Source organism: Bacillus sp. FSL M8-0266 (assembly GCF_038613425.1).
Lineage (GTDB): Bacteria > Bacillota > Bacilli > Bacillales > Bacillaceae > Bacillus > Bacillus pumilus.
In genome coordinates, this window is the sequence record NZ_CP152015.1 from 1,350,604 (window position 1) to 1,377,188 (window position 26,585).

General features: G+C 40.2%; 30 protein-coding genes and 4 riboswitches. Of the genes, 21 read left to right on the plus strand and 9 right to left on the minus strand.

Features of this window, described 5'->3' with window-relative positions:
* Positions 1-234: 234 nt before the first annotated feature.
* From MKY83_RS06720 to MKY83_RS06735, 4 genes are all read left to right on the plus strand, one after another.
* Positions 235-849, plus strand: a complete 615-nt coding sequence (locus MKY83_RS06720; RefSeq protein ID WP_003210834.1) for a DedA family protein — start codon at positions 235-237, stop codon at positions 847-849.
* A 79-nt stretch (positions 850-928) separates the two neighbouring features.
* Positions 929-1,036: riboswitch (yybP-ykoY riboswitch) on the plus strand.
* Between the two features lie 96 nt (positions 1,037-1,132).
* Complete coding sequence (locus MKY83_RS06725; RefSeq protein ID WP_065097142.1) at positions 1,133-1,924, plus strand: TerC family protein; 792 nt, start codon at positions 1,133-1,135, stop codon at positions 1,922-1,924.
* Positions 1,925-2,139: 215 nt separating this feature from the next.
* Entirely contained in the window at positions 2,140-2,895 is a 756-nt protein-coding gene (gene sigI / locus MKY83_RS06730; protein ID WP_034662939.1) for an RNA polymerase sigma factor SigI, read from the plus strand.
* Positions 2,892-4,076, plus strand: coding sequence for an anti-sigma factor domain-containing protein (locus MKY83_RS06735; protein ID WP_065097143.1), 1,185 nt, complete (start codon positions 2,892-2,894; stop codon positions 4,074-4,076). The genes sigI and MKY83_RS06735 overlap by 4 nt, the downstream gene beginning before the upstream one ends.
* A gap of 39 nt (positions 4,077-4,115) precedes the next feature.
* Here MKY83_RS06735 and MKY83_RS06740 read toward each other — a convergent pair whose 3' ends face one another.
* Together MKY83_RS06740 and MKY83_RS06745 are read right to left on the minus strand one after the other, a co-directional pair.
* A complete protein-coding gene (locus tag MKY83_RS06740) occupies positions 4,116-4,310 on the minus strand; it encodes an alpha/beta-type small acid-soluble spore protein (protein WP_003211343.1) in 195 nt (64 codons plus the stop codon).
* A gap of 129 nt (positions 4,311-4,439) precedes the next feature.
* Complete coding sequence (locus MKY83_RS06745) at positions 4,440-5,153, minus strand: DUF1836 domain-containing protein (RefSeq protein ID WP_065097144.1); 714 nt, start codon at positions 5,151-5,153, stop codon at positions 4,440-4,442.
* 278 nt (positions 5,154-5,431) lie between these two features.
* Between MKY83_RS06745 and htpX the strand changes: the two genes are divergently transcribed.
* The 3 genes from htpX (at position 5,432) to MKY83_RS06760 (ending at position 7,064) form a co-directional block, all read left to right on the plus strand.
* Entirely contained in the window at positions 5,432-6,331 is a 900-nt protein-coding gene (gene htpX, locus MKY83_RS06750) for a protease HtpX (protein ID WP_003212518.1), read from the plus strand.
* Between the two features lie 45 nt (positions 6,332-6,376).
* Positions 6,377-6,838 carry a methylated-DNA--[protein]-cysteine S-methyltransferase gene (locus tag MKY83_RS06755; RefSeq protein WP_342490547.1) on the plus strand — a complete coding sequence of 154 codons (462 nt, stop codon included), beginning with the start codon at positions 6,377-6,379 and terminating at the stop codon, positions 6,836-6,838.
* 91 nt (positions 6,839-6,929) lie between these two features.
* Entirely contained in the window at positions 6,930-7,064 is a 135-nt protein-coding gene (locus tag MKY83_RS06760) for a hypothetical protein (RefSeq protein WP_003211599.1), read from the plus strand.
* 25 nt (positions 7,065-7,089) lie between these two features.
* On the opposite strand, the gene mtnA is transcribed toward MKY83_RS06760, so the two are convergent.
* Both mtnA and mtnK read right to left on the minus strand, forming a co-directional pair.
* On the minus strand, positions 7,090-8,151 hold the full coding sequence (gene mtnA / locus MKY83_RS06765; protein WP_065097149.1) for an S-methyl-5-thioribose-1-phosphate isomerase: 1,062 nt from the start codon (positions 8,149-8,151) through the stop codon (positions 7,090-7,092).
* Between the two features lie 6 nt (positions 8,152-8,157).
* Positions 8,158-9,351, minus strand: coding sequence for an S-methyl-5-thioribose kinase (gene mtnK, locus MKY83_RS06770; RefSeq protein WP_065097409.1), 1,194 nt, complete (start codon positions 9,349-9,351; stop codon positions 8,158-8,160).
* A gap of 79 nt (positions 9,352-9,430) precedes the next feature.
* Positions 9,431-9,589, minus strand: a riboswitch (SAM riboswitch).
* A 165-nt stretch (positions 9,590-9,754) separates the two neighbouring features.
* Here mtnK and MKY83_RS06775 point away from each other — a divergent pair.
* The 6 genes from MKY83_RS06775 to MKY83_RS06800 all read left to right on the plus strand — a co-directional run bounded on the left by MKY83_RS06775 (position 9,755) and on the right by MKY83_RS06800 (position 14,803).
* On the plus strand, positions 9,755-10,945 hold the full coding sequence (locus MKY83_RS06775) for a pyridoxal phosphate-dependent aminotransferase (RefSeq protein WP_065097150.1): 1,191 nt from the start codon (positions 9,755-9,757) through the stop codon (positions 10,943-10,945).
* Between the two features lie 44 nt (positions 10,946-10,989).
* A riboswitch (SAM riboswitch) is annotated at positions 10,990-11,091 on the plus strand.
* Positions 11,092-11,193: 102 nt separating this feature from the next.
* Positions 11,194-12,414: a 2,3-diketo-5-methylthiopentyl-1-phosphate enolase gene (mtnW, locus tag MKY83_RS06780; protein ID WP_065097151.1), complete on the plus strand. Its 1,221-nt coding sequence runs from the start codon at positions 11,194-11,196 to the stop codon at positions 12,412-12,414.
* Entirely contained in the window at positions 12,415-13,110 is a 696-nt protein-coding gene (locus tag MKY83_RS06785; RefSeq protein ID WP_065097152.1) for a 2-hydroxy-3-keto-5-methylthiopentenyl-1-phosphate phosphatase, read from the plus strand.
* Positions 13,074-13,712 (plus strand): methylthioribulose 1-phosphate dehydratase, encoded by a 639-nt coding sequence (locus MKY83_RS06790; protein WP_065097153.1) that lies wholly within the window; start codon positions 13,074-13,076, stop codon positions 13,710-13,712. Before MKY83_RS06785 ends, MKY83_RS06790 begins: the two co-directional genes overlap by 37 nt.
* A gap of 16 nt (positions 13,713-13,728) precedes the next feature.
* The gene (locus MKY83_RS06795; protein ID WP_065097154.1) at positions 13,729-14,259 is read left to right on the plus strand and encodes a cupin domain-containing protein; all 531 of its coding nucleotides are present in this window, start codon (positions 13,729-13,731) and stop codon (positions 14,257-14,259) included.
* A 301-nt stretch (positions 14,260-14,560) separates the two neighbouring features.
* The gene (locus MKY83_RS06800; protein ID WP_065097155.1) at positions 14,561-14,803 is read left to right on the plus strand and encodes an aspartyl-phosphate phosphatase Spo0E family protein; all 243 of its coding nucleotides are present in this window, start codon (positions 14,561-14,563) and stop codon (positions 14,801-14,803) included.
* A gap of 46 nt (positions 14,804-14,849) precedes the next feature.
* On the opposite strand, the gene MKY83_RS06805 is transcribed toward MKY83_RS06800, so the two are convergent.
* Positions 14,850-16,355: an ATP-binding protein gene (locus MKY83_RS06805; RefSeq protein ID WP_065097156.1), complete on the minus strand. Its 1,506-nt coding sequence runs from the start codon at positions 16,353-16,355 to the stop codon at positions 14,850-14,852.
* A 205-nt stretch (positions 16,356-16,560) separates the two neighbouring features.
* Between MKY83_RS06805 and MKY83_RS06810 the strand changes: the two genes are divergently transcribed.
* Positions 16,561-17,016 carry a MarR family transcriptional regulator gene (locus MKY83_RS06810; protein WP_003211701.1) on the plus strand — a complete coding sequence of 152 codons (456 nt, stop codon included), beginning with the start codon at positions 16,561-16,563 and terminating at the stop codon, positions 17,014-17,016.
* 29 nt (positions 17,017-17,045) lie between these two features.
* On the opposite strand, the gene motB is transcribed toward MKY83_RS06810, so the two are convergent.
* The 3 genes from motB to MKY83_RS06825 form a co-directional block, all read right to left on the minus strand.
* The gene (gene motB / locus MKY83_RS06815; protein WP_106067340.1) at positions 17,046-17,810 is read right to left on the minus strand and encodes a flagellar motor protein MotB; all 765 of its coding nucleotides are present in this window, start codon (positions 17,808-17,810) and stop codon (positions 17,046-17,048) included.
* Positions 17,803-18,597 (minus strand): flagellar motor stator protein MotA, encoded by a 795-nt coding sequence (gene motA / locus MKY83_RS06820; protein WP_003212085.1) that lies wholly within the window; start codon positions 18,595-18,597, stop codon positions 17,803-17,805. The genes motB and motA overlap by 8 nt, the downstream gene beginning before the upstream one ends.
* Before the next feature lie 373 nt (positions 18,598-18,970).
* Positions 18,971-21,079, minus strand: a complete 2,109-nt coding sequence (locus MKY83_RS06825) for an ATP-dependent Clp protease ATP-binding subunit (RefSeq protein WP_185106963.1) — start codon at positions 21,077-21,079, stop codon at positions 18,971-18,973.
* Positions 21,080-21,322: 243 nt separating this feature from the next.
* On the opposite strand from MKY83_RS06825, the gene MKY83_RS06830 reads away from it, so the two are divergent.
* The 6 genes from MKY83_RS06830 (at position 21,323) to MKY83_RS06855 (ending at position 25,663) form a co-directional block, all read left to right on the plus strand.
* On the plus strand, positions 21,323-22,366 hold the full coding sequence (locus tag MKY83_RS06830; protein WP_106067341.1) for a hypothetical protein: 1,044 nt from the start codon (positions 21,323-21,325) through the stop codon (positions 22,364-22,366).
* Between the two features lie 71 nt (positions 22,367-22,437).
* A riboswitch (PreQ1 riboswitch) is annotated at positions 22,438-22,482 on the plus strand.
* Between the two features lie 159 nt (positions 22,483-22,641).
* Positions 22,642-23,298 carry a 7-cyano-7-deazaguanine synthase QueC gene (gene queC, locus MKY83_RS06835; protein ID WP_106067342.1) on the plus strand — a complete coding sequence of 219 codons (657 nt, stop codon included), beginning with the start codon at positions 22,642-22,644 and terminating at the stop codon, positions 23,296-23,298.
* Positions 23,299-23,739, plus strand: a complete 441-nt coding sequence (queD, locus tag MKY83_RS06840) for a 6-carboxytetrahydropterin synthase QueD (protein WP_044139790.1) — start codon at positions 23,299-23,301, stop codon at positions 23,737-23,739. It abuts the gene before it with no gap.
* Positions 23,732-24,463 (plus strand): 7-carboxy-7-deazaguanine synthase QueE, encoded by a 732-nt coding sequence (gene queE / locus MKY83_RS06845; protein WP_268454837.1) that lies wholly within the window; start codon positions 23,732-23,734, stop codon positions 24,461-24,463. Before queD ends, queE begins: the two co-directional genes overlap by 8 nt.
* 15 nt (positions 24,464-24,478) lie before the next feature.
* Positions 24,479-24,976 carry a preQ(1) synthase gene (gene queF / locus MKY83_RS06850; protein ID WP_106067344.1) on the plus strand — a complete coding sequence of 166 codons (498 nt, stop codon included), beginning with the start codon at positions 24,479-24,481 and terminating at the stop codon, positions 24,974-24,976.
* Positions 24,977-25,444: 468 nt separating this feature from the next.
* A complete protein-coding gene (locus tag MKY83_RS06855) occupies positions 25,445-25,663 on the plus strand; it encodes a hypothetical protein (RefSeq protein ID WP_044139792.1) in 219 nt (72 codons plus the stop codon).
* Positions 25,664-25,783: 120 nt separating this feature from the next.
* Here MKY83_RS06855 and MKY83_RS06860 read toward each other — a convergent pair whose 3' ends face one another.
* Entirely contained in the window at positions 25,784-25,972 is a 189-nt protein-coding gene (locus tag MKY83_RS06860) for a DUF2187 family protein (protein WP_003211747.1), read from the minus strand.
* A gap of 167 nt (positions 25,973-26,139) precedes the next feature.
* Here MKY83_RS06860 and MKY83_RS06865 point away from each other — a divergent pair, with 167 nt between their 5' ends.
* Positions 26,140-26,334, plus strand: coding sequence for a hypothetical protein (locus MKY83_RS06865; protein WP_044139794.1), 195 nt, complete (start codon positions 26,140-26,142; stop codon positions 26,332-26,334).
* Positions 26,335-26,585 lie beyond the last annotated feature (251 nt).

Below are 26,585 nucleotides of genomic sequence, written 5' to 3' on the forward strand. Positions count from 1 at the left end.
TCCAGTATCTTAAAACAGACGTATACCTAATATATCGGATCGAATGGCTTCTGTGTTCACTTTTCCTTCACTTAAATACCACAATCAACGTTTTTTTCACTTGTCTTTTATAGTAAAATCAAATTTAATGTAAAAAAACGACGAAAAGTGAATCGTTTCTTCGGTTTTATTCGTTTAATATATGTGCGATTCTAAAAGAGATAGAATCAGTTAAACGATTATGTGTGAAAGGGATTGATAAACATCGAAGATTTTATTATTTCTTTAGCTGATGCCTTTAAGAACTTGTCGTACTTTGGCATCTTCCTTGCATTATGTATTGAATTTGTTCCTGCTGAAGTGGTTCTGCCTCTTGCGGGTTACTGGGTCTCAGAAGGGGACATGGCCTTCATTGGTGTTGTGGCAGCCGGCTCTATTGGCGGCGTGGCTGGTCCTTTGACCTTGTACTGGTTAGGACGTTATGGCGGTAGACCCTTTTTAAATAAATATGGGAAGTACTTTTTTGTTAAACCGGAGTCGCTTGATAAATCGGATGCCTTCTTTGAAAAGCATGGTGGATTCGTCGCTTTTAGCGGCCGGTTTATTCCAGGAGTCAGAACGCTTATTTCCATCCCGTGCGGTATTGCCAAGATGAATGTGTGGGTCTTTTGCCTGTACACGTTTTTAGCGATTACGCCTATTACATTTGTATATGTGTATCTTGGATTTGTGCTCGGGGAGAACTGGAAAGAGGTTGGCGCAATGTTAGATCCATATCTTCTGCCGATTGGGATCGGGATTGTGTTGTTGTTCGTGATGTATATATGGCTGAAACGTAGAAAAAGAAAAGCAGAAACACCAACTGCCTAATCACTGGACACAAGGTGAAAGTCCCCTGTTGACAATACAGTGTCTATTGATTAAAATATAAGTAATCTAAATATTCTTATATCCCACCAAAGGGGAGTAGCGTCCGGTTTTTACCGGAAACAAAGTCGTCATTACATGGACTTAAGTTCCATCGGCTTTGTTGGCATGATTCTACATATCACATGTCTAGCAAGACCTTTGCCAATACAGGCAAAGGTCTTTTTTGCATTCATAAGCCTTTGTCTGTTGTGGGACAATAGATAAAAAACAAGGAGGAATGATGATGGATGCAGCAATTATTTTAGAGTACGGGTGGGTTCTTCTCGTACTGATTGGATTAGAAGGGATTTTAGCCGCTGATAATGCGCTGGTCATGGCTGTGATGGTGAAGCACCTTCCAGAAAAGCAAAGGAAAAAAGCATTGTTTTACGGACTTGCGGGTGCGTTTGTCATGCGATTTGGTTCCCTGTTTCTTATTTCGTTTTTAGTGGATGTGTGGCAAGTTCAAGCCATTGGTGCAATTTATCTTCTTTATATTTCCATTCACCATATTTTAAAATCGCACGTATTTAAGAAAAAGGAATCAGACACAAACATGAAGCAAAGCGGCTTCTGGGCAACAGTCGTAAAAGTCGAGCTTGCTGACATCGCTTTTGCTGTCGATTCCATCTTGGCGGCGGTCGCATTAGCCGTAACTTTGCCGACAACAAGTCTTCCGCAAATCGGTGGACTTGATGGTGGTCAATTTATTGTCATTCTTTTAGGTGGTATCATCGGTCTGATCATCATGAGATTTGCAGCGACTGTCTTTGTGAAACTGCTCAAAACAAGACCGAGCCTAGAAACAGCAGCCTTTGTCATTGTCGGATGGGTTGGTGTGAAGCTCACGCTTTACACACTGTCACATCCAGCCATTGGTATCGTGTCCTCTCATTTTATTCATTCAACATTATGGAAAGTGATTTTCTGGACAGTGCTTCTCGCAATTGCAGCATTTGGTTGGTTTTTATCAAGTCCATCAAGAAAAGGCGGGCAACAAAACAAGGAAAAACAAGAGGGACGCCTAGAAGAGTAGGTTTTTTGAAAGAAATATCATTTCATTTTCATAACACGTATATTACAAATAAGGGGGAGATACCCCCTTATTTCTTTGCTTTTAGACGAAACATTGTAAAGTAGATGATGATATACATGTCATAATTGAGTAACAGGAAATGAATTCCTCATTTCTTCCTTTGCGCTTCCCTCATAAATTAGCTATCATAAATGAGTAATATAGGGAGAACTGAGGTGAAACCATTGCTTAGCCTTTTGTTTAAAAAAGGAAAGAAAAAGCAAACATTAGAGCAGTCGGCTATCAGTATTCAACAAGGTGATATCGAGCTGCAAAATGCATTAATAGAGCAATACAAACCATTTGTCGCTAAGACGGTTTCATCCGTTTGTAAACGATATATAGATGAAAAAGATGATGAATTCAGCATAGGCTTAATTGCCTTTAACGAAGCGATAGAAAAATACTCTGCCGAAAAAGGAAACTCACTCCTTGCTTTCGCAGAATTAATTATTAAAAGAAAAGTGATCGACTATATTCGAAAAGAAGCAAGAAATGCGCCAACGGTTCAAATGGACCTGCAAGAAAGTGAAAATGGCGAGTACTCTCAAAGCATGATTGAAGCAGAGCTGTCTACAAATGAATATAGACGTTTAATTGAACAAGAACACAGAAGAGAAGAAATTGAACATTTTAAAGAACGATTGAAAGTATACGGCCTCACGTTTCAAGAGCTGCTTGAACATTCACCAAAGCATGCAGATGCAAGGCAAAATGCCATTAAAGTAGCTCACACACTCGTTGAACACGATGAGCTCAGAACCATTTTATTTCAGAAAAAACAATTGCCAGTCAAACAGCTTGAAAAGCTAGTGGAAGTCAGCCGCAAAACGATTGAGAGAAATAGAAAATATATCATTGCGATGGCGATCATTATGACGGGTGATTATGTGTATTTGAAAGATTACCTTAAAGGGGTGCTTAATTCATGAGAAGAGGCATTATAGTAGAGAAAAACAAAAAATATGTCACGCTGCTGACCCCTGATGGACAATTTCTGCGGACAAAATATGAACAGCAAGATTATGAAATCGGTCAAGAAGTGACATTTCCGAATGAATCACGTCTCGAAAGAAAAAAAGCCGGTTTTTTTGACTTGCTTCGTTTACGTCCATTAAATGCAGGAATCCTATCAATCGCAGCGATTATTGTCGTGATTTTTACTATGATGCCATCTTTCTCAAGTCAAAAAGCATATGCATATATGACGATTGACATTAATCCAAGCTTTGAACTGAAGCTTGATCACAATTATCAAGTGATCGGTGTCACACCACTGAATAAAGATGCGAGACAAGTACTGGCTAGTATGAAGGATTTAGAAAAAAACGACATGACCAAAGTCGTGCAGGAAATCATAGATGACTGTGACAAAAAAGGTTATGTGAACAACTCTAAGAGCATTTATATTTCAACGGTTTATGAAAACAAGCAGGACCATACATATAAAACCAACGTCAAAAGTAAAATTAACACCATCTCTGGTGAATATCAAAAGCGCGATTACAAGCTAAAGACTGTAGAAAGTGACCTGGAAACAAGAGAAAAAGCTCAAAAGGCAGGCATTTCAACAGGCACATATATCAGAAATCAAGAAATGCAAGATAAAGAACAAGAAGACATTCAAAAGGATGAAGACGCAGCAGAGAGTGAAGCTGTTAAAGAAGAAGAGCCTAAAAAAGATGATGTAGATCAAGCAGAGAAAGACAAACAAGAAGACGTCAAGACAGACGATAGCGAAGAGATGAAGCCAGATCAAGAGGCTCCTGAAGCTGAAGACAAAGAGCAGAAGGATCAAGAGAGGGAAGAGCAAGGATCTATTCAAAAGCCTCACCAAACAAAACCTGATGATAAAAACAAAGACAATCAAATAAAGGTAGAAAAGGATCGCTCGCTCGATAAAGAACAAAAAAAAAATCACTCAACGGAACCTGGTGACAAAAGGAATCCAAACGGCACATCACGTGGTGGTGCTGAAAAGCACGCAAAAAAAAACGCCAGGGATCAGAAACAGCCGTTTACTGAACGAAAAAAAGACCATATGAAGAAGCAAGGAAAAGGTGCACCGTCCCCGTATCGTGAGAACCGGTATGAGCACACATATGAACAATAAAAAAACGCCAGAATAGCTCCGGCGTATTTCACCATGTTTTTATTTAGATTGATTGCCCATTTGTGATTGAGCCTGTTGAACGAGTCTTTTTGTAATTTCACCGCCAACAGAACCATTTGCACGTGCGACTGTATCTGAACCGAGAGTCACGCCAAATTCTTGAGCGATCTCGTATTTAAATTGATCTAATGCTTGTTCTACTCCAGGAACAAGAAGCTGATTTCGATTTGCCATGTCCATATTCCTCCTTTCACCTCATCTTTGTTGCGCCTTCTTATTTTGAAGAAAACGGCGTACAATTATGCTGGCAATTGCTGCACAAAAAAACCGAGGTGACCTCATCACCTCGGTTTTCTTTTATCCTTATTTAGCTGCCTGCAGCGTATTAAACATCATTTCTTGCGCTGTACTTTGCAAGTGGGAAGTGAACACAGAGAAGACGGTAGAACAGATAATGCCTTTAATCAAATTCCATTGATTCTTCGTTAATTCTGTAAACTCTTCATGGAGCATGTCTGTCTGCTCCTCAGTCATTTCTCGTAAATTTGTTTCCTTTAACGGAAAATGTGTATGGTGATAAATAAAATCTAGGACGTGCGCATATGCTTCATAAAAACGGATTGGACTAATAATATCATCTGTTCGATCTGTGATCGTGTTAAATAAGGCAGATAAGATCATGCGAATGGCATCAAAGTCAAAAACTGATTTTAAATCCCTGACTATTAATAAAATAATGACCTGATCAATGGAGTACTTCTTGCCAAGCTCTGGATGACCAATCATATCTTTAATATCACGCTTGATCCAATTTTGAATCGCCGTCGATTTAAGAGACGTTAGCTCACACAAGTTGCCAAGCTCAACAATTTCATTTGTAGAAAGACCGTGCTCTGATTTTTGCTTCCGCCGTTCGAGCTTTTCAAAAAACGAAGGGATCTTTAACTCATCATATTCATGATCCTTATCGCCCTTTACAGATAGATTCAAAAGCTGAAGCGGAGTCAGATCTCCCTCTCCTTTTAGAGAATATAGAAGTCTCGTCATGTCAATTCTCGTTAATTTAAAAGTCACCATGTTCCACCTCATTTGTACGTCAAAAACGTGATTATTGATCTAATTCAACATCATAATCTCTTTTTGATGAAAATGCAAAATAAACTAAAATCCAGAACGTAGCGTCACAATTTGTTCACTTTTCAGCTGTGACAAAGTCGTAAATATTGAAGTGACGGGGCTTAAGCCGTTATGATAAACAGAAGGAATGATTCCTTTTTCCTTGCAATTTGAGACGTTTATTTTTATAATTTTATTAATAAGTTCAAATGAACTTAATATGACAGCGGAGGTTATGTATGGGTAAAAGAATATTTCTGTTTATATTAACGAACATTCTTGTTATCACTACGATTGGTATTGTACTGTCGGTTATTAGTGCAGCAACTGGTGTTGGTTCTTATATAGGAGCAGACGGTGGAATTAATTTGGTGGCACTGCTAGTATTCAGTGCAGTTGTTGGTTTTGTTGGCTCGTTCATGTCACTTGCGATGTCTCGCTGGATGGCAAAAATGATGATGGGTGTCCGGGTGTTAAACCCTGAAAAGGATTCATTAACATATGATGAGCAGCAGCTTGTTGACCGCGTGCACAGATTATCAAGAGCAGCAGGCCTTTCTAAAATGCCTGAGGTTGGTATTTATCAATCATCTGAAGTAAATGCTTTTGCGACAGGTCCTTCTAAGAGAAGATCACTTGTTGCCGTTTCAACTGGATTGCTTCATGAAATGGATGATGCAGCAGTTGAAGGTGTCATCGCTCATGAAGTTGCTCACGTTGCGAACGGTGATATGGTGACAATGACGCTGCTTCAAGGGATTGTCAACACGTTCGTTGTCTTCCTTTCAAGAATTGCGGCATGGATCGCAAGCCGCTTTGTTTCGCGTGAAGAGCTTGTTCCGATTGTTCATTTTATTGCAGTGATTGTTTTCCAAATCATTTTCTCTGTCCTAGGAAGCCTTGTCGTGTTTGCATATTCTAGACATCGTGAATTCCATGCAGACCGCGGCGGAGCTGACCTTGCCGGTAAAGATAAAATGGTTCATGCGCTTCGCTCACTTGAGGCGTATACGTCAAGAATCAAAGATGATGATCAAACAGCAGTTGCTACCCTTAAAATCAGTGGTAAACGAAAAGCTTCTCTTTTCTCAACACACCCTGATTTAAACGAAAGAATCAGAAGACTAGAAGCAAAATAAGAAAGACGAAAAGACATTCTGCAACAGGATGTCTTTTTCTTTTTGATGAAAAAGAAAATAAAGCATAAAATATCTTTAAAATCATGTCTCTTTTCATTAAATGAGCCGTTTTTAGCAAAAAAGCAAGAATCTAATCTAAAAGAAGAAGAAACGTCAGTATTACAAGAAGCGAAAAAGCAGCTAGATGAATATTTCAAGGGGGAGCGCCAAGTATTCGATCTCCCGCTCAAGCAAAAGGGAACTTCGTTTCAAGAGCAAGTGTGGGAAGCACTTTCGACTATTCCGTATGGTGAATCAAAAAGCTATGCAGACATTGCAAAAGCGATTGGTCACCCAAAGGCAGTGAGGGCGATTGGACAAGCCAATAGACGCAATGCATTACCTATTTTTATTCCCTGTCACAGAGTGATTGGAAAAGACCGTTCTCTGACGGGCTATGCAGGAACGAAGACAGATATGAAAGCGGTTCTGCTTGAATTAGAAGGTATCCCATTTGTTCAAAAATAAATCGATTGACCTGTTCCAAATGTTTTCCTAGCGACATATCCTTTTATTAAGCTAAAAAAGTTGGTTGAGGGAAAAAGGAGGGCGCTAGGGAATGTTTTGGGACAAAAAGAATAAAATGTATGCCGTCACATCACTATGTGTCAAAATGAAGGTGTTGACAGAAGAACAGAAAAAAGAAATTTTAGCAAAAACGAATGAAATAAAAAAGCGCGGTGCTCTTAAATAAGAAGTACACGGCGCTTTTTTTATGATCAGAGTGAGATGCTTTCAGTGAACAGAGCGTCAATCTCTTCTGTATAGTTCGACGTAATAATCCCTTTCTCTGTAATGATCCCTGAAATGAGATGGTGAGGAGTGACATCAAAGGCGGGATTGAATACCTGAACATCAGGTGGTGCAATTTGGACGCCGTTTAATTCTTTTACTTCCAGCGGGTCGCGCTCTTCAATTGGAATATCTGCCCCGTCTTTGGTTGAGATATCAAAGGTAGAAAGCGGTGCAGCTATAAAAAACGGAATTTGAAAATGCTTGGCTAAAATGGCAAGACTTAACGTGCCAATCTTATTCGCCGCATCTCCATTACGGGCAATGCGATCAGCTCCAACAATGACAGCAGAAATTTGCTTTTCTTTCATCGTATGGGCTGCCATGTTATCTGTAATGAGCGTCACATCTACGCCGCCTTGCATGAGTTCCCATGTTGTCAGCCTAGCCCCTTGGAGAACAGGGCGTGTTTCACAGGCATAAATGTGAAGATCGAGATTTTTCTTTTTGGCTAAATAAAATGGAGCAAGGGCTGTTCCGTACCGGCTCGTGGCGATGGAGCCTGCATTGCAAATGGTCATAATCCGATCACCCGATTTAAAGAGATGGAGTGCATTTTGACCGATTTGTTTGCATGTTTCTTCATCTTCAATTTGAATTTGAATGGCCTCATGGACAAGGTCTGTTTTGGCTGCATTGACCGAAGCTGCACGATCAATGCGCTGCAACAATCGCTCTAATGCCCAGGCTAGATTCACAGCAGTTGGACGAGCACTGTTTAAATATTCTTTTATTTGAATGACTTCTTGTTTAAACACATCAATCTCTTCTGTCTCAATGTCTTGGGCACTGAGCGCCAGTCCAAAAGCTGCTGTAATGCCAATGGCAGGTGCTCCCCGCACTTTTAACGTGACAATGGCATTATACACGTCTTCTTTTGTATATAGATGTTCAAATACGGTTTCTGCCGGTAATTTTTGCTGATTCAAAATGTTAATATGGTTTTCTTCCCATTCGACAGAACGGGGGACTTCAAATTCTTTAGACAAAACCCGTCACTCCTTTACAGATTGCTGGAATAATGCGACGAGGTCAGACGCTGTTTCCACTGCATGATATTGTTTGATGAATGTTTTTCCGAGCGTAAGTGCTGCTTTTTTCTGCTGAATCCGTCTAGATGGTGATGGAATCGCATCGAGATCAGCGGCATGAGCAAGACCGATTGTTCGGCGGACAAGCTCACAGCCCGCAAAGCCTGTCGCTTCTTTTAAAATACGGTCAAAGGTTGTTTCTAAAAAACTGTCAGATACACTAAACGCTTCAATACTGTCTTCTTTCCAAGCTTTTGCGAACACTTCTTTGAAGGTTGCCCATACATTGACGACATGGTAAAAAAGGTGCTGCTGATCATGTTCATTCTCACGGGACAAAGCATTCAGGAACAGGTTAGCGATAAAGTGACCGATATCGAATCCGAAGGGACCATAAAATGCGAATTCTGGATCAATGATTTTGGTTTCCGTCTCACTTGCAAAAATACTACCTGTATGAAGATCTCCATGAACAAGTGTTTCGGCAGATGTCAGGAAAATACGCTTCAATTCAGCTGCTTTTGCCTGTACTTCAAGATCTGCCCAAAGCGCTTCGGCAGCTTCTCTTAATTCTTCTTCGAAATCATTTGTGCCGCTATCAAAGAAAGGATCTGTGAAGACGAGCTTTTCGGTAATGTCACAAAGGTCCGGATTCGTAAATTGCTTCACAAATTGTTTTTTGACTTTAGGATTTGTGGCAAAGTCAGAAGTGTAGAAAAGTGTTTTTCCTAAAAATTCTCCGACATGATCGGATAAATGCGGATATTGTTTTCCGGCAATTAGCCCTTTTCTGACGATTTCTAGGTGTGATAGATCCTCCATTGCCGTCACAGCAAGAGTTGTATCTGAATAATAGACTGCTGGTACGAGATGCGGTGTATACTCTGACTGCTTGATCAGGGCAGCACTTTCGATTCTCGCACGGTCTAATGTAAGCGGCCAGCTCTCTCCGACCACCTTGGCGTAAGGCAGTGCCTGCTTGATGATCAAACCTTTTTCTTGTTTATGATCAAAAATATGAAAGACGTAATTTAAATTCCCGTCACCGATTTCCGTACATGTCAAATGACTGCTTTCTTGGATCAAGCCAAGTCTAATTGCGAGTGCAACTGCCGAGCTTTCTGTTAATTCTTCATATGATGCCGTAAGTGTAACCAATTGCTTCCCCTCCAAATCATATAAAAAAACCTCTTTCTCCTGAGAGAAAGAGGCTTGATGGTGTGTATGCTCAAAGCCTCTCTTATCTCTCAGCACATACGTCTGATGGAATTAGCACCGTGCCCTATAAGACAATTGTCTTGGCGCTTACTTGCTGCGCCCCACTTCACAGTGGTATTAACGGTCGGTTGCTGTTGGGGTCAAAAGGCCAAATCCCTCGCCCAACTCTCGATAAGAGAAATCAATATGTCATTGTCTCGTGTCTGTTTGCATTTCTTAATTCAAGATATTATCAGAGCTGCGCTTCACATGTCAATCCTTTTTCAAAATTGCTTTACAATTCGTAAAACAATCCATTACAGTATTTGTATTGCTATGTAACTTGAATAGAAGGTGAAGATAAATGGAATTTCAGCAATCAGATGTATTGAAACAATTACCGACACAATTTTTTGCATCTCTTGTCCAAAAGGTGCAGAAAAAAGTGCAGGAAGGCGCAGATATTATTAATTTAGGGCAGGGAAATCCTGACCAGCCAACTCCCGCGCACATTGTAAAAGCCATGCAGGAAGCGGTATTAAAACCTGAAAATCATCAATACTCGTCATTCCGCGGAACAGCGAAATTAAAAAAGGCTGCCGCTGCCTTTTATGACAGAGAATATGGTGTCACGCTTGATCCGATGACGGAAATTGCGATTTTATTTGGCGGAAAAGCGGGGCTTGTTGAGCTGCCGCAATGCCTGCTGAATCCGGGTGATACACTCCTTGTTCCAGACCCAGGTTATCCTGATTATTGGTCAGGTGCCGTGCTTGCTGGGGCTCAGATGGTGACGATGCCGCTTCTTGAACAAAATGATTTTTTACCTGACTATGACCGGTTGCCTGAGGATGTTAAGAAAAAAGCAAAGTTGATGTATTTAAATTATCCCAACAATCCGACAGGTGCCACGGCAAGCCGTTCATTTTTTGAAGAAACCGTTACATTCGCAAAAAATCACAAGCTCTGTGTTGTCCATGATTTTGCCTATGGCGGCATTGGGTTTGATGGAGAAAAGCCAATCAGCTTTTTGCAAACAGATGGAGCGAAAGAGACAGGAATTGAAATATACACATTGTCTAAAACGTATAATATGGCAGGCTGGAGAGTAGGTTTTGCAGCAGGAAATCCGTCTGTTATTGAAGCGATTGAGCTTTATCAGGATCACCTGTTTGTTTCACTGTTCAAAGCCACTCAAGATGCAGCAGCGGAAGCTTTATTAAGCGACCAAACGTGCGTACAGGTGCAAAATGAACGATATGAGAAAAGGCGAAATGTGTGGATTGCTGCCTGCAAGGAGATTGGCTGGGAGGTCACTGCACCAAAGGGGTCGTTTTTTGCTTGGCTAAAGGTGCCAGAAGGATATACATCTGAATCTTTTGCTGGCGTATTATTAGAGAGAGCACATGTGGTTGTGGCGCCGGGGAATGGGTTTGGTACTCACGGTGAAGGATACGTGAGAGTAGGACTTTTAACAAATGAGGAGCGGTTAAAAGAAGCCGCTCGGCGAATCGATGCCTTGAATCTGTTTGAAAATAAGCCATTGACAACATGAATAAACGGTGCGATAATTCAGACAATATTTAAGAAAATTGAATATTCTTATCAAGAGTAGGCAGAGGGACTAGCCCAATGAAGCCCGGCAACCGACTTCCATGAAGCACGGTGCTAATTCTTGCAGCAAGCGCTGAGAGATAAGATTCGGATGAATGACACGAAACAACCTCTTTAAGGCGCTGATAAAGCACTTGAAGAGGTTTTTTTATTGACCATATGCATGACGCAATCGAAAGGGGATCCCTAGTGAGTGAATTACTGGCAACATACGTATTAACACATCGAGAGGATGAACAAGTGAATCAAAAAGCGGAGCAGATCGCGCTTGGTTTAACAGTTGGATCATGGACGGATTTGCCGCAGCTCAAAAAAGAGCAGCTTCAAAAGCATAAAGGCCGGGTGGAAAAGGTATCAGAAAAGTTTGCTCCAGCCGAAAATGGCCTATATCAATCTGAGGTGACCATTGCTTATCCTGAGGCTAACTTTTCAGCGGATATACCGGCCGTTTTGACGACGATCTTTGGAAAGCTTTCACTAGATGGAAAAGTGAAGCTAGTCGACATTCAATTCTCAGATAGATTTAAAAGAAGTCTGCCAGGACCGGTATTTGGAATTGATGGCATACGAAAAAAAGCAGGCGTGTTTGATCGACCTTTGTTGATGAGTATTTTTAAAGGTGTCATTGGCCGTGATATGGCAGATTTAAAAGAACAGCTCCGTTTACAAGCATTAGGCGGCGTTGACTTTATCAAAGACGATGAAATTTTATTTGAGAGCCCACTAGCCCCTTTTGAAGAACGAATCAAAGAAGGAAAAAAGATATTAAAAGAAACATATGAAGAGACAGGGCACCGAACGCTATATGCCGTTAATTTAACAGGCAGAACCTTTGAACTAAAGGATCGAGCAAGAAAGGCAGCTGAACTTGGAGCGGATGCACTCTTATTCAATGTCTTTGCCTATGGGCTAGATGTCATGCAAAGCTTAGCTGAGGATCCAGATATTCGATTGCCTATTATGGCCCATCCCGCAGTAAGCGGTGCTTTAACATCATCGCACGAATATGGATTCTCCCATTCTCTTCTTTTAGGTAAATTAAATCGATATGCTGGTGCTGATTTGAGTCTTTTTCCCTCACCGTATGGGTCGGTCGCACTTCCGAAAAAAGATGCCTTTGGAATCTATGAAGCTTGTGTAAAAGAGGATTCGGTTCAAAAAACGTTCCCTGTTCCGTCAGCAGGCATTCATCCTGGAATGGTACCAGTTTTGATGAAAGATTTTGGACTCGATCATGTGATAAATGCTGGTGGAGGAATTCACGGACATCCGCATGGAGCCATCGGGGGAGGGAAAGCATTTCGATCGATCATTGATGCGGTGACACATGGAGAGTCGATCCAAGAGAAGGCAGCTTCTTGCCAAGATTTAAAAGCAGCACTTGAACTATGGGGAAGGGTAGCAGAATAAATGAAAAAACCAATTGTATGTTGTGATTTTGATGGAACCATTACGAAAAATGATAATATCATTCGCATCATGAAACACTTTGCACCAAGTGAATGGACGGAGCTGAAGGACGATGTTCTCACAAAGGAGATCACCATTCAAGAAGGCGTCGGGCAGATGTTTCAATTACTGACGAGTGATCAAAAAGAAGCCATTCAATCGTTTATTTTAGAAGATACAGAGATTCGAGAAGGATTCAAGCAATTTGTTGATCATGTGAAAAAGGCTGATATTCCCTTCTATGTGCTAAGTGGCGGGATGGACTTCTTTGTTTATCCCATACTCGAGGGCATTGTGGATCGAGACGATATTTATTGCAATCATGCGTCATTTGGGGAAGAGCATATTCAGATTGAATGGCCGCATGCCTGCGATTCGCAATGTCAAAATGGCTGCGGATGCTGCAAGCCGTCAATCATTCGAGAGCTGACCCATGAGAATGACTTCATTATCATGATTGGAGATTCAGTCACCGATGTGGAGGCGGCAAAGCATGCGGATCTCACATTTGCGCGTGACTACTTACTAAACGAATGTAAAGAGCTCGGGCTTGTCCATCTAGAGTATGAAACATTTATTGATCTTAAAGCACAATTTGATCAAATAAAGGAAGTGAAGGAATGGCAGACGCAAAGAGCAAGCGCTGGCAGGAGCTAGCAGACGTCAAACGTGAACTGGCACAAAGAGACTGGTTTTATGGAACAAGCGGCAATTTATCGATCAAGGTGTCGGATGATCCAATCACGTTTTTGGTGACGGCAAGCGGCAAAGATAAACGAAAAGAAACAGATGAAGACTTTGTTTTAGTAAATGCAGCAGGTAAGCCTGTTGATCTGAATGAACCGCTTAGACCATCAGCTGAAACACTGCTTCACAACTACGTGTATGAGCAGACGAATGCAGGCTGCTGTCTCCATGTCCATACAATCGATAATAATGTGATCTCTGAACTGTATGGGGATAAGGGCGAGGTTCGTTTCAAAGGAAACGAAATCATCAAAGCGCTTGGTTACTGGGAGGAGGATGCAGAAGTGTCGTTACCGATTATTGAAAATCCAGCCCATATCCCGCATCTTGCAGCACAATTTGCAAAGCATCTCACTGAAGAGTCGGAATCAGGTGCTGTGCTCATTCGAAATCACGGCATCACAGTCTGGGGAAAAACAGCCTCTGAAGCAAAACGAGTATTAGAGGCGTATGAATTTTTGTTTAGCTACCACTTAAAATTAACACTTTATCAAAAGCAGCTTGTCACATAAAAAGGAGGAAAAGCACATGGCGACGATTTTGATTCATAATGAAGAGAACACATTACTTGAAAGCGAGCAAGAGGTGGCAGCCTATTTAGAAAACCAAGGGGTCATTTATGAACATTGGGATATTGCAAAGCTGCCAAACCGTTTATCAGAAAAGTATGATTTAACAGATGAGGAAAAGAAAGAGATTTTGACTGTTTTCCAAAAGGAAATTGAGAGTATATCTGAAAAACGAGGATACAAAGCGCAGGACGTGATTTCATTATCTGATGCGACACCAAATCTTGACGAGCTGCTCCAAAACTTTCAGCGTGAGCATCACCATACAGATGATGAAGTACGTTTTATTGTAAGCGGACATGGAATCTTTGCCATTCAAGGTAAGGATGGCGTCTTTTTTGACGTGAGACTGAATCCAGGCGATTTAATTTCTGTTCCGCCACATATTCGTCACTACTTTACACTGCAAGAGGATCGAAAAGTGGTTGCAGTTCGCATATTTGTCACAACTGAGGGCTGGGTGCCAATTTACGAGGAAGAAAAGGTTTAATGACAAAAGCTGATCATTCCGCATGAGGCGGAAGATCAGCTTTTTTTTAGGGAAATAGACATAAAATGAGAAAGAAAATAGTTGATTTTGATCTTCTACATAGGATAAAATTCTGTTTAATCCATGTGTCAGTCCTGTCCAAATTTGAAGTTTACCCCCAAATATGATTGGGTAAGAGGTCTTTAGGCTGTATAAAATTAAATAAAATTAGCATATTTAATTTAATTTACAAATAAAGTATAATTTTGGTGTCGGATCATTTTGAGCATAGACAGTCGAATTCATTGTGGGAGCTGAGATCATGAATAGTTATGTAAGGAAAGAACAATTGCTAATGTCAATTGATGAGAAGAGAAAACAGATGGTAGAAGCTGCTCAAGCAGAAGGCTACACTGGTGAGACGACAATTAAATATAGTCAAGAACTGGACAACCTGATGAATGAGTATCAGCATCTCCTTTTTCATGAGAAACAATCTGCCCCCTCCTTTCATGATCTTGTATCTCAAATGAGTCTTCTATCTGTAAACCGTCCCTCTTATTGACATGAAAAACCGGTCTTGCCTAAGCAAAACCGGCTGAATGTTTCAGCTATGCTGAGTGAGCAGAAGGAAGCATGATCACGACGGTTGATCCTTTATTCACTTCGCTCTCGATATCAATTGTTCCGCCATACATCGAAATGATTCGTTTACACACGACAAGCCCAAGACCTGTCCCTTTTTCCTTCGACGTAATAAAAGGGAGGAAGATATGTTTTAACATTTCTTCTGATATGCCTTCACCCGTATCTTTCACTTTAATAATGACATGTTCTTTTTCAGCCTCAATCAAAATCTTCAAATGACCGCCATTTGGCATCGCTTCTAATGAGTTCTTCGCTACATTTAATACAACTTGTTTAATGTGATCTTTTGTGCAATAAACACCAACATCTTGAATCGTATTAATTTGCAAATCAACCTCAACATTATAAAGGTTCGCCTCAGAGAAAACGATCGGCATGATCTCACTTACAATTTCTTTTACAGAGTTATTCTGCCATTTTTCTGCCGTTGGTTTCCCTAATACAAGAAACTCACTGACGATTTGGTTAATTCGTTTGATTTCTTCTTCAATGACAGAGAAATAGAGCTGATCTTCTTCAGAGTGATACTTCTTTTGCAAAAGCTGTATAAATCCACTAATCCCTGTTAATGGGTTGCGAATTTCATGTGCCGTACTTGCTGCGAGGGTCCCGATTAATTCAAGCTTTTGCGCTTCATTTTGGTGACGCTCCTGCTGGGTTTGACGCCTTAAAATGATATATTGAACAAGTGTGAATAAAATATTTAATAAAATAAAAGCACTGGATAAAGGGATCAGCATAACAGACAGCACTTCACCTGTAGAAGCGCGCTGCGGATAGACTTCCAGCTTCCAGCTGTTTTCATCTAAATATGTAGACACGGTGCTGCCATTTTCTGATGCTGGCTGTGGACCACTTGTAAACACGACATGTCCATTTTGATTCAGCATCTTAAAATGAAGATCAGGGTTCAATACATTCATAATATTTCTTAAATAATCAATTTGAATGGCGGCGACTAGCACATTGGTGACTTCTTCGTTTTCATCCAGCACAGGCACACAAATGGAAAGAATCCGCTGTTTTGTAATTCGGCTCACATAGTTATCTGTGATCACCGTCTGCTTGGTCACTTGAATGCGCTTAAAGTAATCTCTGAATGATAGGTTGATTTTTTCCTTTAACGGTGTCGTGCTTACTGTTACATTTCCTTTTTTGTCTAGGAGATACAGACCTGAAAAACGAGGTTCTTGTTTATAGATTTTCTCTAGGATGTTTTGTACTTTTTTCGTCTCGAGAGGCTGGTCAAATCCCATGGCAAGAGAAGTTAATCTCGCTTCTGTTTCACTAATTAAATAATTCATTTGGTTTTTGTGAATATTTAACATAAGTGTAGCAGTTTGTTTGTTTTTTAAGTCGATTTTTTCCGTTTCTTTTTCGTAGATAAAATAACTAATGATTAGGGTTGGAATCATGACCAAAATAAGGTACAGCCTGATCTTCTTCCAAAACCCTTTCAATATACTCATCATTCATCGCTCCAACGTATTACCTAATAGACTTATTATAGCATTGAACCTATCTTTATTACGATGACTTGTGTGATTTTTAAAAAATTAGGTGATTCGTTCTGGTCTCATTTTCATGCTAAAGATGGATCAAGATGTTGACATTTTACTTATTGTTTATTAATGTCACATTAGTGGGTTGCATTTCATAAAGGATGATAAAAAAATGGAAAATCATAATGTTGAGAAATCTTTGAAATTATTTATTGTATTATCACGTGCCTATCGCTCGATTAATCATCACATGAACAAGCATATTGTGAAGCACGGGCTGAATCCGACTGAATTTGCAGTATTAGAATTGCTGTATCATAAAGGGGATCAGCCGCTTCAGCAAATCGGTGATAAGATTTTACTTGCAAGCGGCAGCATCACGTATGTGGTCGATAAATTGGAGAAGAAAGAACTCCTCAGTCGTAAGGCCTGTGCAGAAGACCGCAGGGTCACATTTGCGCATATTACCGAGCAGGGACGAGCTTTGCTTGATGATATCTTCCCAGATCATGCGAAAGAAATTCATGAGATGATCAGTGTCCTGAGCGAAGAAGAGAAGGATGCCTGCATTGACATGCTTAAACATGTGGGACTCCGTGCAAAACATTTATATGATCATAAAGAATAAATAAAAAAGGAAGCCGAGGGCTCCCTTTTTTATTTTGCTTTTTTCTCGATCGGTAAAATAAGTACTTCTACGCGTCGGTTTTTACTTCTGCCTTCTGCTGTATCATTTGAAGCGATTGGCTTGAATTCACCGAAACCTTTTGTACTAAAGTTCTCTTGGTTTAAATTGCTGTTCTCAAGAAGAATACTCAAAAAGTTTACAGCACGTATGGCACTTAAATACCAGTTGGATTCAAATTCTGAATTTCTGATCGGTACATTATCAGTATGTCCGCTAATGACGATGTCACGAGCGGGGTTAATGACGAGTAGTTTTGAGATTTCCTTTGCTAACGGGACATCTTGAGGGCGAATAACCGCCCGGCCAGAATCAAAGAAGATACTGTCTTCTATCGTAATGAGCAAACCTTCGTCCGTGAGCTTTGTTTCGAGCTTAGCTCCAAGTTTCTTATTGGCAATGAAGGAATCCACTTGCTTTTTGACCTTTGAGAGAACGGCATGATCTCGAGCTTTCGCTTTAGCTTCTTCATCTTCTTCAGCAGCTTTCTTGGTCTGGTTGCTATTTTCAGTTTCTTCAGTGCTTTGCATGCTGGTCTGATCCATGACACCAGTTCCGCCCGTAAAGACGACATTAAAAGACTTGGCCATCTGTTCATACTTTGCCTTGTCAATCGAACTAGACGCAAAAAGCACAATGAAGAGAGCGAGAAGAAGCGTCAGAAGATCGGCATAAGGGATCAGCCAAGATTCATCTACATGGTCATCGTGATCATGTTTTTTACGTTTCCTAGCCATTTTGTTTTTCTCCTTCTTCAATGACAAGATTTGCACGTTCTTTTGCTGGTAAGTACATAAGAAGTTTTTGTTCAATCACTTTTGGAGATTGACCTTCAAGAACAGAAAGGATCCCTTCGATCATAATCAGACGAAGTTTTACTTCTTCCTTTGATTTACGCTTCAGCTTGTTGGCAAATGGATGCCATAACACATACCCGGTAAAAATCCCAAGCAGTGTGGCAACGAAGGCTGCACTGATTGCATGTCCAAGTGCTTCAATATCTCCCATGTTAGCAAGTGCGGCAATAAGTCCGACAACTGCGCCAAGTACACCAAGCGTCGGAGCGTATGTACCGGCTTGTGTAAAGATTAATGCGCCTGACTGATGTCTTTCAGACATGGCGTCAACCTCCTCTGTTAAGACGTCGCGAATAAATTCTGCACTTTGACCGTCAACCGCCATGCTTAAGCCGTTCTTAAGGAAATCGTCATCTACTTCCTCAATGCTAGCTTCCAATGCTAAAAGACCTTCACGACGCGCAATTTGTGCCCAGTTTGAAAAAAGAGGGATCATTTCTTGAATCGTTGGAAGCTTATTGTCTTTGAAAATTTTGCCGAACAATTTTGGTGTTTTCTTAATTTCACTAGATGGGAATGCGATGACAACAGCTGCAATCGTCCCAACCACAATGATCAATATAGCCGCTGGGTTGATAAGAGCGGTTAGACTTACACCTTTCAGAACCATACCGACACTCAGTGCAATAAATGCTAAAATAATACCTATTAACGATGTTTTGTCCATTATCTCACCAAATCCTTTAACTATCTTTTTCTATAGTTAATATCGGTGTCTTCTAGAAGGGTTTTAGTCTGAATATCAAATTAAGGCAGTTTCTGTGAAGAATTTTTGACGAAAGCGCTTTCTATTACCTTAAAAAAGAAACTCCCTCTGATATAAAGGGAGTTTCTTTTAATTTCTTTGAGCAGTTTCATTTAAAAGCAGCTCTTTTAATTTTTCTTCATACATGATTTTGACAAGATCATAGCTCCAATTCATCATGTGATCCACCTCTTTTTCTTTTATCTTAAAGGAAAAGAGGCGGGGGAGCGTCGGCGTGCAGATGGAACTTAGACACCGCAACATGATGGAGCTGTAGATCCTTCTTAAGATGTAACTATCCTTTTTTTACGACAATTTCGTTATCTTCAACATCTACAGTAAATCCTGAAAGCTTTTCTTCTTCAAGCAATATTTCCGTCATTTGATCTTCAACGTGCTCTTGAATGGTTCTTCGCAGTGGACGAGCACCAAATGCAGGATGATATCCAAGTTCTGCAATTTTTTCTTTCGCTTCTTTTGTCACATGGACTGTCAAATTCTGCTCTTTTAATTGTTCTGACAGCTCATTGAGCAGAAGATCCACAATCTTCACTAAATCATCTCGATCTAATGAGTCAAACTGAATGATGCTGTCAAAACGGTTCAAAAATTCTGGTTTGAAATAGGCGCTGAGTGAATCAATGAGTGATTGTTCTTCAATCGCTTCTTCCTGATCAGACTGGAAGCCGACTTTGACCGTTTTATCTGTGCTGCCTGCGTTACTTGTCATGATGATGACTGTATCTTTAAAGCTGACGGTTCTGCCTTGGCTGTCTGTTAACCGGCCATCTTCCATGATTTGAAGGAACATATGCTGCACATCAGGATGTGCTTTTTCGATTTCATCCAGCAAAATGATGCTGTATGGTTTTCTGCGCACTTTTTCTGTCAGCTGGCCTGCTTCATCATGTCCAACGTAACCAGGAGGAGAACCGATGAGCTTAGATACTGAGTGTTTCTCCATGTACTCACTCATATCTAAACGGATGATCGCATCTCTTGAACCAAATAATTCTTCAGCTAGCGTTTTCGACAATTCGGTTTTCCCGACACCTGTTGGTCCAACGAAAAGGAAGGAGCCAGTTGGTCTATGTTTCGATTTTAAGCCGGCTCTGCTTCTTTTCACAGCTTTCGCTACCTTTTCAACCGCATGTTCCTGGCCGATCACTCGTGCTTTTAAGCGGACGTCAATTTCTTTCATTTTGGTTTGTTCGTCTGCTTGCAGTTTGCCGACAGGGATGCCTGTTTTTTGTTCCACAATGGCTTGAATGTCTTCTGCTGTGACGACATGTTCTTTGTCATTTGTTTTGTTTTGAAGTCTTGCTTCAATGGCTTCTTCTTCATCTCGAAGCTTCGCCGCTTTTTCATATTGTTCTTCTTTTAAAGCAGCATGTTTTTCAGCAGCGATTTCTGTCAGACGATTCGTTAGTTCATCTTCACTTGCTGCATCAATGGAGAGGTTCGCTTTTGAACCTGCTTCATCCATTAAATCAATGGCTTTATCCGGCAAATGACGGTCTTGAATATACCGGGAAGATAATTGAACACACGCTTGAATGGCTTCCGCTGAATAGGTGACGCCATGATAGCTTTCGTACTTATCTTGAATGCCTTTTAAAATCTCGATCGCTTCAGCTTGTGTTGGCTCATCTACAATGACGGGCTGAAAGCGTCGTTCAAGTGCGGCATCTTTTTCAATTTGACGATATTCTTTTAATGTCGTCGCACCTACTAGCTGGAGCTCGCCTCGTGCAAGAGCTGGTTTTAAAATGTTGCCAGCATCCATTGACCCTTCAGCAGAGCCTGCGCCTACAAGAAGATGGATTTCATCTACAAATAAGATAATATTTTTACGGCTTTGTAGTTCTTTAATTAACTGCTTCATTCTTTCCTCAAATTGACCACGTATCCCTGTATTCGCTACAAGGGAGGAGACATCTAATAAATAGATTTGTTTGTTCTTTAATTTATTTGGTACATCGCCACTTGCAATTTTCAGTGCAAGTCCTTCAGCGATCGCTGTTTTCCCAACACCTGGTTCACCAATGAGGACAGGATTGTTTTTATTTCTTCTATTTAAAATCTCAATGACTCTTGCGACTTCTTCATCACGGCCGATGACTGGATCAATTAAACCAGCATTTGCGCCATCTGTTAAATTGCGGCCAAGTTCATCGAGTAAGCCTTTTTGCTTTGGCTGCTCTACGTTTTGCGTATGTCCTGCTTGCTCTTGCCCAGAGAAGAATGAGCTTCCTCCGAACAATTGAGGTCCCATTTTCATTTTTGATTGCTCCATCAAAGAGGTGTAGCAGTCTTCACATAAAACCATTTGGCTCCGGGATGAATTCACTTGCATATTCAGGCGAATTGTTGCTTCATTTACTTGACAATGTTGACAACGCATTTGCCATGACCTCCTTATGATAAAAGTTTGACTTTATTTGACCAATGAATTTAAAGAAAATGGTCTGTTGTTTGACCATCTTTGACTATAGTATACTCTGACCTATTTTGACTTTCAACTGTTTTGCTCAAAGGCAGGTGAAAATCCTTTTTTGCATTTAATCATGGTTTGTCCTTCTTTTCAAGGAACTTGTCTCATAGGATAAAAAAAGACAATCGAAAGTGATGGGTGCGGAGGGGTCACATGAAACGTTCAAATGAATCCGCTTTTCAGCTTGCCTTTGTATATGTAGGAACAGTGGTTGGAGCTGGGTTTGCGACAGGAAAAGAAATCGTAGAATTTTTTGTTCGTTTTGGCTGGATTGGATTATTCGGAATCTTGATTAGCGGCGCTATTTTTACTGGACTTGGGGCAAAAATGATGCTCATTTCTAAACGAATTGAAGCGGAGTCTTATCAAGATATGAACCGGTTTCTATTTGGCGCAGCTGCAAGCAGGTATATTAATGTCGTCATGTTTTTTATTTTATTAGGCGTCACTTCAGTGATGATTTCTGGCGCAGGTGCTATATTTGAAGAACAGCTTGGCATATCGAAGGAATATGGCATTTTTTTAACGATTATTCTGAGCGTAATTGTGCTTTTGAAAGGATCAAAAGGGTTATTTGGTGTCAATGTTCTCGTCGTCCCAATGCTTATTTTCTTTTCATTGATCGTATTTCTTGATTCATTCGTTTTTAGCAGTAGTGAAAGTTATGTTCTTGCGCTGAAAATGGGTGAGGGAGAGTGGATTTTATCAGCTATCTCATATGGTGCTTTTAATTTGGCACTTTCTCAAGCGGTATTAGTGCCCGTCGCAAATGAAATGACCTCTGAAGCGGTGATTAAAAAGGGAGCTGTGCTTGGGGGCGTCATGCTGACAGTTATTTTATTTGTATGCTTTTTATCTCTTTCTTCATTAGATATGCTGGAGGCGTTTGATATTCCAATGGCTCAGGTCGTGTATCAAGTAGCAAATTCCATTCACCTCATTTATTTATTTGTGATCTTCGGCGAAGTCTTTACATCCGTCATAGGCAATTTATATGGACTGGAGAGACAAGTGAGGGCGTATATACGAATGAACAGTGTCTTGACGATATCCCTTATTCTCTTGTGCTGCTATGTGATTAGTAAAATTGGTTACGGTACATTGATATCAACGGTTTATCCTATTTTTGGATATGTGAGCATCTTTTTTATCCTCTTTCTTTTTCTAAAAAAAGTGCCTACATCACTTGATAAGTAAAGAAGGGATAGCCTGCATGACAAATATGTGGTACACTATCCTCTGTGAAAATTGAACAAAAATCCGTGTAAACGGGAGAGGTTCTAGCAAAACCCTCTATAAAAAACTAAGGACTTGCCGTATCCTTGGATGTGGCATTTTTTATTTTTTATGGCTGGGACACCTCATACACATGTAAAGGTGTCTTTTCTTTTGAGAAAAATAGGGGTTTTCATGAGCCTTTCAGATGCAGCTTTGTACGATAGTATAGATCTGCAAAAGGAGGAGAACAGAAAATGAAAAATGAAAAAGCAGTTGTTGTCTTTAGCGGGGGACAAGATAGTACGACATGTTTGTTATGGGCACTTCAACAATTCGAAGAGGTAGAAACCGTGACCTTTCATTATAATCAGCGTCATCAAGAAGAAATTGATGTCGCCAAAAGAATTGCTGACAAGTTAGGTGTGAAGAATCATCTATTAGATATGTCTCTTTTGAATCAGCTGGCACCAAATGCTTTAACAAGAGATGACATTGACATTGAGGAAAAAGAAGGAGAGCTGCCTTCCACATTTGTACCAGGAAGAAACTTAGTGTTCTTATCCTTCGCTTCTATTCTTGCGTATCAAATCGGTGCAAGACATATTATCACAGGTGTATGTGAAACAGACTTTAGCGGCTATCCAGATTGCCGTGACGAGTTTGTAAAGTCTTGTAATGTCACAGTGAATTTAGCGATGGAAAAACCATTTGTCATCCATACACCACTCATGTGGCTCAATAAAGCAGAAACATGGAAGCTGGCGGATGATCTGAATGCGCTGGATTTTGTAAAAAATGAAACACTCACTTGCTATAATGGCATCATTTCTGATGGCTGCGGGGAATGTCCTGCGTGTAAGCTTCGGAAAAATGGCTATGACACTTATATGGAAATGAAGGAGGCAAAATAAATGCTTTCTCAAATCTATCCACAAGCGAATCATCCATACTCATTTGAATTGAACAAAGATATGCATATATCGGCTGCTCATTTCATTCCAAGAGAAGATGCAGGTGCTTGCAGCCGTGTACATGGTCATACGTACACCATCAATATAACCATTGCTGGGGACGACCTAGATGAATCGGGCTTCCTTGTCAATTTTAGTACACTGAAAAAACTTATTCATGGACAGTATGATCACACGCTGCTCAATGATCATGAGGAATTCTCATCAACTGATCCATATGCGATGCCTACTACAGAGGTTGTGGCAAAGACAGTCCATGACAAAGTCGCAGCATATTTATCGACTTTAGCAAATAAACCAGTATGTGTTCAGGTCTTTGTTAGGGAGACACCGACAAGCTACTGCATTTACCGTCCGAAACGAGTTGAACACAATGGCTAAAGCGATTCCTGTATTAGAAATTTTTGGTCCGACCATTCAAGGAGAAGGGATGGTCATTGGACAAAAAACCATGTTTGTCAGAACAGCTGGCTGTGACTACTCATGTAGCTGGTGTGATTCCTCCTTTACATGGGATGGCTCAGCAAAGCATGACATTCAGTGGCTTCACGCTGAAGGCATTGTCAAAGAATTAAAAAGAATAGGTGGACAGGCTTTTTCCCATGTCACCATTTCAGGGGGAAACCCTGCGCTTTTAAAACAAATGGAATCACTTATTGATTTGCTTCACGAAGAAGGAATTGATACAGCGCTTGAAACACAAGGGACGATGTATCAGGACTGGTTTTTGAAAATTGATGATTTAACCATTTCTCCGAAGCCGCCAAGCTCTAATATGAAAACAGATTTTACGAAACTCACACGTATTATAGATGAGCTGAAAAACGGAAATAGATTACAGCATGCAAGCCTGAAGGTCGTGATTTTTGACGATCATGATCTAGCCTATGCAAAGGATGTTCATGCGAAATATCCAGAGCTTCCTTTTTATTTGCAGGTAGGAAATGATGACACAACGACAGGTGATGATGCGTACTTATTGACGCACTTATTAAAGAAGTATGAAGCGCTTGTCGATCAAGTAGCGCAAGACCCAGACTTAAATCGCGTAAGAGTGCTGCCGCAGCTGCACACATTATTGTGGGGAAATAAACGAGGCGTATAGAAAGGAAGAGACGACATGACGACAAGAAAACCAGAAGAATTAGAAGGTGTCACTTTACTAGGAAATCAAGGAACCAATTATTTGTTTGATTATGCACCACAAGTGCTTGAAACATTTCCGAATAAACATACAAATAGAGATTATTTTGTGAAATTTAACTGCCCAGAATTTACGTCACTTTGTCCGCAAACAGGTCAGCCGGATTTTGCGACAGTTTATATCAGCTATATCCCAAATGAAATCATGGTTGAAAGTAAATCATTAAAATTGTATTTGTTCAGCTTCCGTAACCATGGTGATTTCCATGAGGATTGTATGAATATTATTATGAATGATCTCATTGAATTGATGGACCCAAGATACATTGAAGTATGGGGCAAATTTACACCAAGAGGCGGTATTTCAATTGACCCGTACACGAACTACGGAAAATCTGGTACCAAATATGAAGAAATGGCTTCATATCGCATGATGAATCATGATATGTATCCTGAAACGATTGATAATCGCTAATAAAGGAAAAGACATGCCTAATGACATGTCTTTCAGCGTGTAGACAAATCCTCGCATTCTTTGTCAGTCCTGTGCGCTGGTGCTCACGAATTGCAAATTCGCTCCGCAAAAGTAGCTGGCCTTCCTAGACTACAAAGGTTTTCAATCACGCTGAAAAGAAGACAAAGGGCTAAAATAAAGATCATTTTAGCCCTTTGTCAACAATCTGAAAGACATGCCTAATGACATGTCTTTTTTTATGGGTTTGAATGAGATGAATTAGACTGAAGTGATAAAAAAAGAGAAGAGTCATGTCGCTCTCCTCATACAAATGGGAATAGAACTTGCTAGGACGGCTGGGGGCTACCAGCTCGTAAATTTATTATACATGACAGAACGTATGTTTGTAAAGATAAATTGTGTTTTTTGCTTATCTTATTTGCTTTGAGATAAAATAGAGGCAATGAACGAATAACGGAGGCGTTTGAGTTGGCAAACAAAGAAGAAAAGACAGAGAAGCTGCTGATGGAGCTAAAAGAAGAGCTTCAAATGCTCGAACATCAAAACAAAGAACGATATAAATGGAGTGCCTCCACATTGCTTGGAGTGATTGCACTTTTGATTGATAAAGGCGTTATCACCCCCGAGGAAGTGGACATGTACAAAACGAAAGCGGAAATGCAAACCTTTCATACGCAAAAAGACTGACACTTCTTCATATGGTGTCAGTCTTTTTCATATGTGATTGTCAAAGAGAGCTAAACTGTCAGAAAGCAGCTTTGCTTCGTATTTACGTATGTATCGATAGTCTGAATTGAGGATTGCAAATTAATGTACGGAGTCTTTGATGATTTTATAGTTTTTATGATTAACGACTGTTAGTGAATCCAGTTCTAAATCTCTATAGTTGTCCATAATGGTGACATCCACAATGACAGAGTTTTCATTCACTTTTTCAACTACACCTGTTAAACCATTTCTAAATTCGATCACATTTCCAATTTTTGCAATCTTCAACCGATCCCTCTCCTTTAAAAACAGATTTCATTCCCTATTAAAAAGTATTTTGCAATATTTTCATACCAATGTAAAGGATAAAGACGTTTTTGTTTTGTTTTCGTTGTATGCTTTCCTAACGGATGGTATATTTAATATTTGATGATGGCTGTAAAGGAGCGGTTTATTTGACGGAAGAACAAATCCTCACAATACTTGAATCGTTACGAAATGGGACAGAAAAGCAAGTGACCATTCAGAAAGATGATTTTTTAACGTTTCGTTCGATCTTGGTGAATCAAGATGATTTTAAGTATTTTCGCGGGATTGCGAAACATGGTGGAGATGTTATTTTTGAATATCTTACAGAAGCAAGAAGCTAAAGCTTTTTCTCATGAATGAGAGAAAGCTTTTTTATTTTAGTTCTTTTGTCACACTTCAAACGAGCTTGATACATCTGAAAAGAAAATGTAATAACCCATAATCAGGAGCATAAGGATGATTATAGGCGGAAAAGGGGCCTTTTTAAGCGCTAACAATTCCAGTTGATACGCAATTCAACTAGGACATGCCATTTAATGACGGAATTTGGACAAGCATGCAAATCTTTGTGCGTGAAAATAAAAGGAGCTCT